Raw genomic sequence first — 12,008 nt, 5'->3', positions numbered from 1 at the left:
CCCAGGAAAGAACGAGAAAAGCCATGACCCACATTGCAATGGAACCGGCAGTTGCAACCGGCATCGCGCCGCAGACCGTCGACGTCGACGTGCCCCAGGCCAAGGCCCTGGCCAACGACGCCGTCGCCCTGGTCCGCCGCTGGCTGACCGAGGCAGCGAAGGTTCCCGTCGACGCCTCTGCCGAGCAGCTGGCCGGCGTCCTGAAGGACCCCAACGGCCTGGAATTCACGGTCGGCTTCGTGGACGGCGTGGTCCGTCCCGAGGACCTGAATGTCGCCGCGCGGAACCTCGCCGCCCTGGCCCCCAAGGTTCCCGCGTTCCTGCCCTGGTACATGCGCAGCGCAGTGCAGCTGGGCGGCACCATGGCACCGGTCCTGCCGCAGGTTGTCATCCCCATCGCCCGCAAGGTCCTCCGCGAAATGGTGGGCCACCTGATCGTGGACGCCACCGACGCCAAGCTGGGCCCGGCCATCGCCAAGATCCGCAAGGACGGCGTCAAGCTCAACGTCAACCTCCTGGGCGAGGCCGTCCTCGGCGAGCACGAAGCCTCCCGCCGGCTCGAAGGCACGCACACCCTGCTGGCACGTCCCGACGTCGACTACGTCTCCATCAAGGTCTCCTCCACCGTGGCACCGCACTCCGCCTGGGCTTTCGACGAAGCCGTGGAACACGTCGTCGAGAAGCTCACCCCGCTGTTCCAGCGCGCCGCCTCCTTTGCCCGCGACGGCGGGAAGGCCAAGTTCATCAACCTGGACATGGAGGAGTACAAGGACTTGGACATGACCATCGAGGTCTTCACGCGGATCCTGGACAAGCCGGAGTTCAAGAACCTCGAGGCCGGCATCGTGCTCCAGGCCTACCTTCCGGACGCGCTGTCCGCCATGATCCGCCTGCAGGACTGGGCCGCCGAACGCCGCGCCAACGGCGGTGCCGGCATCAAGGTCCGCGTGGTCAAGGGCGCCAACCTGCCCATGGAGCAGGTGGAATCCTCCCTCCACGACTGGCCGCTGGCCACCTGGGGCACCAAGCAGGACTCCGATACAAGCTACAAGAGCGTCATCAACTACTCCCTGCACCCGGAGCGAATCAAGAACATCCGGATCGGCGTCGCCGGCCACAACCTGTTCGACATCGCCTTCGCCTGGCTCCTGGCCAAGCAGCGCGGCGTGGAATCCGGCATCGAATTCGAAATGCTGCTGGGCATGGCCCAGGGCCAGGCTGAAGCGGTCAAGAAAGACGTCGGCTCGCTGCTGCTCTACACACCCGTGGTGCACCCGGCCGAGTTCGACGTCGCCATCGCCTACCTGATCCGCCGCCTCGAAGAGGGCGCCAGCCAGGACAACTTCATGTCCGCCGTGTTCGAACTCAGCGAAAACGAAGCCCTCTTCGAACGTGAAAAGCAGCGCTTCCTTTCCTCCCTGGAGGCCCTGGACAACAGCGTTCCCCTGCCGAACCGTCGGCAGGACCGCAACCTGCCGCCGGCCCCGATGCCGCACGAGGGCTTCGACAACACCCCCGACACGGATCCGTCGCTGCCGGCCAACCGCAACTGGGGCCGGGCCATCCTGGGGCGCGTCCCGTCCTCCACCCTCGGCAACGCATCGGTGGCGGCAGCATCCATCAAGGACGAGGCCACACTCAACACCGTCATCCAGACCGCCCTGGACAAGGGCAAGGCCTGGAGCCAGCTTTCCGGCGACGAGCGGGCCGAGATCCTGCACCGTGCCGGCGACGTCCTGGAGGCCCGCCGGGCGGACCTGCTCGAGGTCATGGCCAGCGAGACCGGCAAGACCATCGACCAGGGTGACCCCGAGGTCAGCGAGGCAGTGGACTTTGCCCACTACTACGCCGAGTCGGCCCGCAAGCTGGAAAAGGTCGACGGCGCCACGTTCGTTCCGGCGAAGCTCACCGTAGTGACGCCGCCATGGAACTTCCCGGTCGCCATTCCGGCCGGCTCCACCCTCGCGGCACTCGCCGCCGGCTCCGCCGTCGTGATCAAGCCTGCCAAACAGGCCGCCCGCAGCGGCGCCGTCATGGTCGAAGCCCTCTGGGAAGCAGGCGTTCCGAAGGACGTCCTCACCATGGTCCAGCTCGGTGAGCGGGAACTCGGCAAGCAGCTGATCTCGCACCCGGCAGTGGACCGCGTGATCCTCACCGGCGGCTACGAAACGGCCGAACTGTTCCGGTCCTTCCGCCAGGACCTGCCGCTGCTGGCCGAAACCAGTGGCAAGAACGCCATCATCGTCACCCCCAGTGCAGACCTGGACCTGGCAGCCAAGGACGTGGCCTACTCCGCGTTCGGCCACGCCGGCCAGAAGTGCTCCGCCGCCTCACTGGTGATCCTGGTGGGCTCCGTGGCCAAGTCCAAGCGGTTCCACAACCAGTTGATCGACGCCGTCACCTCCCTTAAGGTGGGCTACCCGGAGGATCCCACGAGCCAGATGGGGCCCATCATCGAGCCTGCCAACGGCAAGCTCCTGAACGCCCTCACCACCCTGGGCGACGGCGAAAACTGGGCCGTTGAACCCAAGAAGCTGGACAACACCGGGAAGCTCTGGAGCCCGGGCGTGCGCTACGGCGTCAAACGCGGTTCCTACTTCCACCTGACCGAATTCTTCGGCCCGGTGCTGGGCGTGATGACGGCCGATACCCTCGAGGAAGCCATCGCCATCCAGAACCAGATCGAGTATGGCCTGACTGCGGGCCTGCACTCCCTGAACCCGGAGGAGCTGGGAATCTGGCTGGACTCCATCCAGGCCGGCAACCTCTACGTCAACCGCGGCATCACCGGGGCCATCGTGCAGCGCCAGCCCTTCGGCGGCTGGAAGAAGTCGGCAGTCGGCGCCGGCACCAAGGCCGGCGGGCCCAACTACCTGGCCGGCCTGGGCGACTGGACCTCCTCCCGCAGCACGGCAACAGCTGCCGTCACCCACCCCGGTGTCCGCCGGATCATCAACGCCGCCGGCGCCGCCCTGGAGCCTGCTGAGCTGGAATCCGTCCAGCGTGCCCTGGCATCCGACGCCGACGCCTGGGCAGACGAATTCGGGACCGCCAAGGACGTGTCCGGCCTGAGCGCGGAACGCAACATCTTCCGCTACCGCAGCCTTCCCGTGACCATCCGCCTCTCGGAAGGTGCGCCCATGGCGGACCTCGTCCGGACCGTCGCAGCCGGCGTGCTGGCGGGCTCGGAGCTGACGGTGTCCACCGCGGTCGACCTTCCCGCCCAGCTGCGCCCCGTGCTCACCGCGCTGGATATCGACGTGACGGTGGAGCCCGACGCCGGCTGGCTGGCTTCCGCGGGCCGGCTCGCCAAGGCGGGCGGGCTGTCCGGTGCGCGCATCCGCCTCATCGGCGGCGACGCCACGGCGCTCGCCGAAGCAACGGGTGGCCGTCCTGACCTTGCGGTCTACGCCCACCCCGTCACCGAGGCAGGCCGCGTTGAACTGCTGCCGTTCCTGCATGAGCAGGCCGTCAGCATCACTGCCCACCGCTTCGGCACACCGAACCACCTCTCGGACGCCTTGATCTAGGTCCGGGGCTGACGCCCTAGGGCAAGCAGAAGGCCGGGCGGCCACCCTTGGGGGTGGCCGCCCGGCCTTCTTGATGTCATGTGTCCGCGCCGGCTGCGCGGCAGGAGACCTTGGAAAATTAACCCAGGTACCACCCCGGCGGTGACCACGTCACCGGGACGCTGTGGGCGGAGAAATCCTCGCAACGCGTGCAGGTATAGGCGACTTCGCCGAGCGTAGCCACGGACCCGTCACGCCGGTAGGTGGGCGGGATGTAGGACTCGAGGTAGACGAACTCGTCGGTGCGGCACTTGTCGCAGGTTGGCTTGCCCACATAACCGGAATCCGTGGTTGCTATTCCGGCGCCGAGGGTGGATTGGCGGGTGGAAGGGCGCGTGGTGTTCTGCGGGCGTGCATGGGCCGCATTGAAATGGGTGTTCCTGGCTGTCGTCATTGGCTGCCTGTCCCGGGCGCGGACGCTGTGATTCAGGGCGCGCTCGTGTTGCTGAACCGGCCAGCTGCTTGACCTGGAAAACCAGCATAGATTATGCAACGTTCCGACATCAATGGAGAACGGGTTGTCTCGTGTGCTAAGGGCCGGCGTATACGTCCAGCTGGAAACCGATGCGGGGAGCCGGCCCGGCAGCAGGTTCGATGTTCTCGCCCCGCATGTAGCCCGCTATGCGGTACCTGTTGCCGGGGACAACAGTGAACTTATGTGCCTCATTGCTCCATCCCGTGATTGAACCGGGATCTGAGGCATTGCTGATGGAAAGGCAGCCGTCGTCCTGGTATCCGACTTTTTCCCGCGCGAACTGCGCCGGCTCCGCCGTGTTCCCGCCAACATGCCATGGGTACCAGTGGCTGGTGGCATCGCCGTCCAGCTGGTCGCTGACGATTTGCCTGATCTCCGCGCCATCCGGACGGTACTCAGTGACGGTGATCGCATCGAAGTAGGCTTTGCCCCACATCCCGCCCTGGGCTGTTGCCAGCGGCATGGCAGACGCTGCCCGGCGATCGTCAATCGCGAGCACACCACTGTCGTACGCCCGCCACTCAGTGGTCCCGACGGGCAGGGGCGCCGTGCTGATACGGCTTCCCGGCAACAGTTCCGGTGCAGCAGGTTCTGCCCCGGGCCCGCCCCTGGGGCCTCCCAGGAGCGGCCACACGGCGATGACCAGCAGGGTAACCGCCAGTACGAGCGCCAGCAGGAACCACGGCAGCCGGCGCGGAGCACCGTTCTGCCGGTTGCCTGGCCCGCTGGGGTGATTTACCAACGGATCCACGGTTCCTTTCGTCACTGGCCCCCGCTATCCAACCCCTGCACTCAGCCTATTCCTGCTGTGCCCGCCAAGGAATGTCGGCAGCCGGACCCGTTTAGTCCGTGCAGTTATCCCTGGCGGTTGATGGTCCGCCCCACGATCGATTGCGTCAGTGCATCGATCACCTCCGGGTTGGCCAGCGGGTTGCGGATCAGCGTGAAGTCCACGTCCCCGACGGCCGGAAGGTCAAACCGGCGGGTGATGATTTTCAGGTCCTCGGGAACCAGCGACGACGGCATGACGGCTACGCCGATTCCCGCGCGGACGGCAGCCAGCACCCCGCTGATCTGGCGGGTGGTGCACGTGATGCGCCAGGTCCTGCCATGCGCCTCGAGGGCGTCGATGGCAAGTTTCCTGCTCAGGCTGGGGGAGGGGTAGGCGATGAGCGGGACTGGATGACCCGGTTCCAGCGTGGTCTGCTCAAGTCCCACCCAGGAAAAGGAATCGTGCTGCACCACCGTGCCGTCCTTGGCGCCCGCCACCCATTTCACGAACACCAGATCCAGCTGGCCGGCATTCAGCTTGCGGTACAGCTGGTCGCTTTGCCCCACCGTGAGTTCCAGGTTGATCTGGGGATAGATCTGCCGGAACTCCCGCAGGATCCGGGGCAGTCCGGTAATGGCAAGATCATCCGCGGTGCCGAACCGGAGCCGCCCACGCATGGCCGACCCGGAAAAATAGCGTGCCGCAGCGTCATGCGCGGACAGAATGTTCCGGGCAAAACCGGCCATCGCATCCCCGTTGTCCGTGAGCCGGACGTCGCGGGTATCCCTGGTGATCAGCACGCGCTTGGCTGCTGTCTCCAGCTTCCGGATGTGCTGGCTGATGGTGGGCTGGGCCAGGCCCAGCCGCTCGGCGGCCTTGGTGAAGCTGAGGGTTTCGGCGACAGCCAGGAAGGAACGCAGCTGGGCTGGTTCGAACACGGTGGGCTCCTTTGACCGGCATTGCCGGTTCTCTCATTGTGGTTCGCAATACGAGTTATAGGGAGAATAGTCCTCCATAATCCGTTCCGCCCAGCCTAGCGTTAAGGGCATCCCGGACCGCCCGCAATTTTGAGGACACCACTGTGGCACCCCCACCGCCGTCATCGGCAAGCGTCACCCAGCCCATCATCGATTCCGCGGGCACCGCTCCGCCGGACAATCAGACCCAGCCGCTGCCGGTTGCCTCGGAACGCCTTCCCTGGCGCCACACCTTCATCTCCCTAAGAGTCCCCAACTTCCGGATTTTCGCGGCAGGGCATTTCATCGCCGTCATCGCGATCTGGATGCAGCGGATCGCCCAGGACTGGATGGTGCTGCAGCTCTCCGGTTCCGTGACTGCCGTGGGAATCACCGTGGCGCTGCAGTTCCTGCCCTCGCTCCTCCTGGGGCCGTGGGGCGGCATGGTGGCCGACCGCTTCGCGAAGCGGAAGATCCTGATCCTCTGCCAGAGCCTTGCCGCGGTGCTGGCTGCAGCGCTCGCAGCCCTCGCACTCACCGGAAGCGTCCAGGTATGGCACGTTTATGTGATCGCACTGGTGCTGGGCCTGGTCACGGTCCTCGACCAGCCTGCGCGGCAAGTGTTCGTCAACGAACTGGTGGGACCCACCTACCTGCGCAACGCCATCAGCGTCAACTCCACCACCTTCCAGCTGGGTGGCTTGATCGGCCCGGCCCTGGCAGGGCTGCTGCTGACAGCCGTGGGTGCCGGCTGGGCTTTTGCCGCCAACGCCGTGGCCTGCTGCTCAACGGTGGCCATGCTGCTGGTCCTCCGGAAGGACCAGCTCTTCGTGAGCCCGCCGGCGCCCAAGAGCAAGGGGATGCTGCGCGAGGGTCTCCGTTATGCCCTGAGCAAGCCCACCATCTACTGGCCCTGGCTCATGGCCGGTTTCATTGCAGTGTTCGCCATGAGCCTTCCGGTGGTGCTTGCCGCTTTCGCGGACCACGTGTTCAGGGTGGGTGCCGGCGGTTATGGCCTGCTCAATGCACTGGTGGCGCTGGGCGCCCTGGCGGGGGCGGTGGCTTCCACCCGCCGCCGGCAACTCCGGCTCCGGTCAGTGGTGTTCTGCGCAGGAATGTACGGGGCCATGCTGTGCCTCGCCGCCTGGGCGCCCTCCATGGCCTGGTTCGGCGCTGCGATGGTCCTGTCCGGATTCTGGTGCCTGATGTTCCTCACGGGTTCCAACCAACTGGTCCAGGTCAGCTCCAACATGGGCATCCGCGGCCGGGTCATGAGCCTCTACATTATGGTGCTGATCGGTGGCCAGGCTATCGGCGGACCCATGCTCGGCTGGATCGCTGAACATGCGGACCCGCACGTGGCCCTGCTGGTTTCCGGCGGGGTGCCGGTGCTCGCGGCCCTGACCGTCGCCGTCGTCCTGGCGCGAAAGGGTTCGCTCAAGCTGCAGGTGGACTTCAAGGACCGGAGCCACCCGGTGCGCATCGTAAAAGCGGCCGCGGCCGCCTGAGAATGCAGATGCCGGCACGTTTCCTGCGTGCCGGCATCGCTCAACGAAGGTGCGCTTTACAAAGCCGGTTGCACCTGCCGCACACGGTGCGGGTACGCCTCATCGCGCTGCTGGAACTCCAGCACGTCCTGGTTGCGCACCACGCCATCGCGGATTTCAATGGCACGGGTTATGGTGTCGCTTCCCGCCCAGGAATCAGGCCCTCCCATGACCGTTTCCAGGAACGGCTGCAGGGCCTGGCTGATTTCCCAACTCGAGGAATTCCACAAATACGACGGGCTGTGGTCCACCGCGTAGTAGCTGATGTGGTCCCCGATGGTCACCATCGGCTCGGCAAAGGTGGTGGAACGCGCCCAGCTGAAGCCCATGCCGGGGTCACAGGACACGTCGATGATGAGGCTGCCCGGGGCGAAGGCGCCCAGGTCCTCCGTCTGCAGATACGTCAGCGGATTGTTCGGGTCCTGCAGGGTGCAGTTGACCACGATGTCGCTTTCGGCGAGGAACGGGGCGAGCGGAACCCGGCCCCGCTCGGTGATGACCTGGCTAAGGAAGGGCGCCTCGTCGTCGTGGTCGAACTGCACGATGTTCACGGAATGGATGGGGGCGCCAACGGCGGCGACTCCCCGGTTTGTCAGCACCTGCACATCGTGGATCCCATGCGCATTCAGCGCGGTAACGGCGCCACGGGCGGTGGCTCCAAAGCCAATCACCACGGCACTCAGGCGCCGCCCGTAATCTCCCGTTGAACCCGTCAGGGAGAGCGCATGCAGAACCGAGCAGTACCCGGCCAGTTCGTTGTTCTTGTGGAACACGTGCAGGCCGAACCCGCCGTCGCTGGCCCAGTGGTTCATGGCCTCGAATGCAATCAGCGTGAGCTTCTTGTCGATGGCCAGCTGCGTGATGGCGCGGTCCTGGACGCAGTGCGGCCAGCCCCAAAGAACCTGCCCGTCGCGCAGTTCGGCGAGATCCTCTGGCTGCGGCTTGGGCAGCAGCACGATGTCCGCTTCCGCCAGCAGCTCTTCCCTGGTGGCGATCGTGCCCACAAGGGTGGCGAGGTGCTGGTCTGAGACGCCGAAGCGCTCGCCGTAGCCCTTCTCCAGGATGATGCGCCGCCGCAGGGCCGGGGCAATGCGTTCAAAATGCAGGGGATGAATGGGGAGGCGGAGTTCGTCCGGTTTCCTTGTTGATGCCAGGACCCCCAGGCTCAGTTGGCTCTGGTGGCCGGTCACTTCTTTTTGGGAGCCTTGCCGGACGTGATGTCCAGGGAGCTGGCCGGTGCGGAGGCGGCCTTCTTATCTGCGCGTTTTTCCTTAATGGACTTGCCGGACTTTTTTGATGCCGTTTGACGCGGGGACTTGTCAGCCATGATTGCTCCTGTAGCGGAACCGAAAAGGTTCCTGACTACTGACGATACACCTGGGCGCCTAAAGGGGCTCCGGGCTGCAGGTGCCGCCAAGGGCAAGAGCGGAGCGGCTGACGGGAATCGAACCCGCGTATCAAGCTTGGGAAGCTAGCGCTCTACCATTGAGCTACAGCCGCATTGCCCCCACTCGCGCGGGGCAGAACTTAGCTTAGCGCAGTTGCGGCGGCGTGCCGCCCAACCCCGAAGCCGCGCCGCCGTGTCCCGTTACCCGCGGCGTCATCCAGTAACTCTTCAATAACGTCCCCCTGCCTGGCTAGGTGGGGACACAATGCGCTGGCTAACCTGAACCGGATAGCTGCGGGCGTCAGGGGGAGGCGGCTATTGCGGCAGGCCGACGTCAACCACAGGAAGAATTTCATGGCATTCGCAGAGCACGAGGTCCTCATCCGACGTGACGCCATGGCTGTGTACCTGTACCTGCTCGACGCCACCAATCTTCCGCTCTGGCGCGAGGGCGTCCGCAGCGTCAAGCTGCTCCAGGGCCCGGCCGGGACCAAGGGCGCGGTGTACCGGCAGATGGTGGCAGGGCGGTCCGGACTGAGCATTCCGGCCGACCTGGAAATCACCCAGGCAAGGCCAGGGGCGGAGGTAGAGTTCCAGGTCACCTCCGGCCCCGCCAACCGCACGGGCGGTTACTACCTCAGCACCGAGGGCTCGGGAACCCGCGTCCGGTTCGCGCTGGAAGCATTGCCGGAGGGCTCATTCGGCTTCCTCGACCGGCTCGGCCTCCTGAACCGGATGGTCCAGCGAAGTGTCTGCTCCGAGGTTGTCCAGCTGGACCGGCTCAAGGACGTCCTGGAACTTCAGCCCGCCACCCAGTAGGCGGCCGGCCGCAGCTTGTTGCGCAGCCGCCGCCCGGGCTGGCCTACTGGGCCAGCCGCTGTCCGGACCAAGGCCCGGCGATGTTCGACGGCGTGGCAAGGCTTCCACCGGTCAGGTCCCAGTACTGCACCACGTCCGACGCCCGGCGGAGCGCCAGTCCCGTCGAGTTCAGCCCGGTGACGTCCCGCAGCGCCTTGACGCCCGTGACGTCCTGCCACCCCGTTGCGACAGTCGGCCTCGCTTCCGCCCGCAGGGCGATGGTTCCCCAGCCCCGGTAGAGCTGCACGGCACCATCGGACCGCAGGGCCAGGATGTCCTGGAATCCGTCGGCGTCGTAATCAACCATGGAGAGCCGGCTGGCCGTGATGCCGCTGGCAATAAGCGTGCGTCCGGAAAGGTCGCCCGTGCCCTTGTTGGGGTACAGGTAAAGGCCGCCGGCAGTATCCAGGGCGATGATCTGGGGCATCCGGTTGTTGGCACACCAGCCGCCCACCGCCAGGGTCAAGGACTGCCATCCCCCCGCTCCGAGCGTGACAGGTGCCTGGAATCCACCGGTGGCGATGCCCCGGTGGAACGTGAGGTTCCCGTTGGTCCATTGCGTTAGCAGGTCATACGCGCCGTCACGGTCCCAGTCCGTCACGAAGACCTCCTTGGCGCCGGCGAACCCGGAGCCGATCACCTTGGCCGGAGCGTAGGAGCGCGCGCCCAGCGAGGGCCGGTTGAGGAGCTGGCCGGCCGCATCCACGGTTACCAGGTCTGCCGGGCCCTTGATGGCGGCGGCGGACAGGTCAAGCGTGGGCGGCATGTGCCTGACGGGGGCATCGCACATGCTGGCAACCGGCGGCGGGAAGGCATTGCCTGAGCCTGCGCCGCCGGGCGAATCGGTGGTGCCTGCCGGAAGTGTGGTGTAGCCGAAGAAGTTGACCACGCCCCAGATTTTGTACGTGCTGTCCGTGTACGAGATCCCGGCACCCATGACGTTGAAACGCGGGTCGAGCAGCATGGCGTTGTGGCCCGGGGAACCCTTCCACCACTCCACCAGCTGAGCGGCATCGCGGTCCGTGCGGATGGCGATGACCTCGCCGGCGCCGTTGTTCGGATTCATGGCCCGCGAATCCGTCCAGAAACTGGCGCGGTGCTCAATCACCTCACGCGAGGCAATGTTGTCGGACCATTCCTGTGCCAACCCGGCAACGGTGGCATGGTATTTCACCGGGTTCAGCTTGTTGGCCACCCTGTATTCATTGATCCGGTTGAATACCGTGAGGACAGCTGCGGTATTGCTGTCCCGGACCAGGCCCTCCGGTGCGGGCATCGCCGTCGCGGACTCGGGGGCCGCCAGGCGGGTGGCCGGGGGTGAGGCCAATTCCTCGTCCGGCGCCCAAAGCGGCGGGATCCAGGGAACCGGGTCTTCAGAGCCGGCAGGCGCAGGGTCTTCGGTGACCGCGGGGGTGGGTGCAGGTGCAGTGGGGACATCTGTGGACGCGCTAACGGACGGTCCGGTGGACGTTCCTGTCGCAGCAGCAGGTGATGCCGGGCGGATGTCCGGTTCCACAGCGGGTTTCAGGACGGACCCGGCGGATCCGCCGTCGGCGGAGGCACCGCCGTCGTTGACCGCAGGCTCCAGTGAGACGCCCAGCGGAGCCGCTGCGCCGGCAGACTGGCTGGCGGGCATCGGCGCGGACAGCGTTCCCGCTGATGATGAGACCAGCGCCAGGGCGCAGAGCACACCAATAAAAGAGGGCGCAACCAATTTATTCACAACATCCCCAGCTCTGTTGGGCCATCCGGGAGACCATCCGGCGCCTGTGCATCTGAGGCAACATTAGCCCCACTAGGCCACAGCAACAACGGGAAAATACAGGTGTGGATAAGGCATGCGGTAATTTGGGACGGTGCTGATCTCTGACCGCGATATTCGTGCCGAAATAGACTCCCAACGGATCGTGCTGGAGCCGTACGATTCGGCGATGGTGCAGCCGTCATCTGTGGACGTGCGGATCGACAAGTTCTTCCGGCTTTTCGACAACCACAAGTACGCGCACATCGACCCTGCCCAGGAGCAGCCCGAGCTGACGCGGCTGGTGGAAGTGGAGCAGGACGAAGCCTTTATCCTGCACCCCGGCGAGTTCGTCCTGGGCTCAACCTACGAGACTGTTACGTTGCCGGATGACATCGCGGCCCGCCTGGAAGGCAAGTCCTCCCTGGGGCGGCTGGGGCTCCTGACCCACTCCACCGCCGGGTTCATTGACCCCGGTTTCTCCGGCCACGTGACCCTGGAGCTGTCCAACATGGCCACGCTGCCCATCAAACTGTGGCCGGGCATGAAGATCGGCCAGCTGTGCTTTTTCCGGCTGACGTCCTCCGCTGAGTACCCGTACGGCCATGGCGGGTACGGCAACCGCTACCAGGGCCAGCGCGGCCCCACAGCCAGCCGCAGCCACCTGAACTTCCACCGCACCAGCATTTAGGGCCGGTATCGG

The 12,008-nt window shown here is 65.8% G+C and carries 10 protein-coding genes and 1 tRNA gene; 4 read left to right on the top strand and 7 right to left on the bottom strand.

What is annotated here, in order from left to right:
• Nucleotides 1-23 precede the first annotated feature (23 nt).
• A complete protein-coding gene (locus ACZ9BC_RS10960; protein WP_476245943.1) occupies nucleotides 24-3,530 on the top strand; it encodes a bifunctional proline dehydrogenase/L-glutamate gamma-semialdehyde dehydrogenase in 3,507 nt (1,168 codons plus the stop codon).
• 118 nt (nucleotides 3,531-3,648) lie between these two features.
• Here the strand turns inward: ACZ9BC_RS10960 and ACZ9BC_RS10955 are convergent, their stop codons facing one another.
• From ACZ9BC_RS10955 to ACZ9BC_RS10945, 3 genes are all read right to left on the bottom strand, one after another.
• Nucleotides 3,649-3,963, bottom strand: coding sequence for a hypothetical protein (locus tag ACZ9BC_RS10955; RefSeq protein WP_476245942.1), 315 nt, complete (start codon nucleotides 3,961-3,963; stop codon nucleotides 3,649-3,651).
• A gap of 136 nt (nucleotides 3,964-4,099) precedes the next feature.
• Nucleotides 4,100-4,810, bottom strand: coding sequence for a hypothetical protein (locus ACZ9BC_RS10950; RefSeq protein WP_476245941.1), 711 nt, complete (start codon nucleotides 4,808-4,810; stop codon nucleotides 4,100-4,102).
• 89 nt (nucleotides 4,811-4,899) lie between these two features.
• Nucleotides 4,900-5,754, bottom strand: coding sequence for a LysR family transcriptional regulator (locus ACZ9BC_RS10945; protein ID WP_115523537.1), 855 nt, complete (start codon nucleotides 5,752-5,754; stop codon nucleotides 4,900-4,902).
• Nucleotides 5,755-5,897: 143 nt separating this feature from the next.
• Between ACZ9BC_RS10945 and ACZ9BC_RS10940 the strand changes: the two genes are divergently transcribed.
• Nucleotides 5,898-7,280, top strand: coding sequence for an MFS transporter (locus ACZ9BC_RS10940; RefSeq protein WP_476245940.1), 1,383 nt, complete (start codon nucleotides 5,898-5,900; stop codon nucleotides 7,278-7,280).
• Between the two features lie 56 nt (nucleotides 7,281-7,336).
• Here the strand turns inward: ACZ9BC_RS10940 and ACZ9BC_RS10935 are convergent, their stop codons facing one another.
• From ACZ9BC_RS10935 to ACZ9BC_RS10925, 3 genes are all read right to left on the bottom strand, one after another.
• Nucleotides 7,337-8,509, bottom strand: a complete 1,173-nt coding sequence (locus ACZ9BC_RS10935; protein ID WP_476245939.1) for a N(5)-(carboxyethyl)ornithine synthase — start codon at nucleotides 8,507-8,509, stop codon at nucleotides 7,337-7,339.
• Nucleotides 8,506-8,646 carry a hypothetical protein gene (locus tag ACZ9BC_RS10930; protein ID WP_176156728.1) on the bottom strand — a complete coding sequence of 47 codons (141 nt, stop codon included), beginning with the start codon at nucleotides 8,644-8,646 and terminating at the stop codon, nucleotides 8,506-8,508. Before ACZ9BC_RS10930 ends, ACZ9BC_RS10935 begins: the two co-directional genes overlap by 4 nt.
• A gap of 102 nt (nucleotides 8,647-8,748) precedes the next feature.
• Nucleotides 8,749-8,819 (bottom strand) — tRNA-Gly (locus ACZ9BC_RS10925).
• A 241-nt stretch (nucleotides 8,820-9,060) separates the two neighbouring features.
• Here ACZ9BC_RS10925 and ACZ9BC_RS10920 point away from each other — a divergent pair.
• Nucleotides 9,061-9,525 (top strand): SRPBCC family protein, encoded by a 465-nt coding sequence (locus tag ACZ9BC_RS10920; protein WP_476245938.1) that lies wholly within the window; start codon nucleotides 9,061-9,063, stop codon nucleotides 9,523-9,525.
• 43 nt (nucleotides 9,526-9,568) lie between these two features.
• Here ACZ9BC_RS10920 and ACZ9BC_RS10915 read toward each other — a convergent pair whose 3' ends face one another.
• Nucleotides 9,569-11,200, bottom strand: coding sequence for a CAP domain-containing protein (locus ACZ9BC_RS10915; RefSeq protein WP_476245998.1), 1,632 nt, complete (start codon nucleotides 11,198-11,200; stop codon nucleotides 9,569-9,571).
• A gap of 220 nt (nucleotides 11,201-11,420) precedes the next feature.
• Here ACZ9BC_RS10915 and dcd point away from each other — a divergent pair, with 220 nt between their 5' ends.
• Nucleotides 11,421-11,996, top strand: coding sequence for a dCTP deaminase (gene dcd, locus ACZ9BC_RS10910; RefSeq protein ID WP_115523542.1), 576 nt, complete (start codon nucleotides 11,421-11,423; stop codon nucleotides 11,994-11,996).
• The last annotated feature ends 12 nt before the right edge of the window (nucleotides 11,997-12,008 follow it).

Source organism: Pseudarthrobacter sp. TE3704, from assembly GCF_056279405.1.
This window is presented reverse-complemented; position numbering and strand designations above follow the sequence as displayed.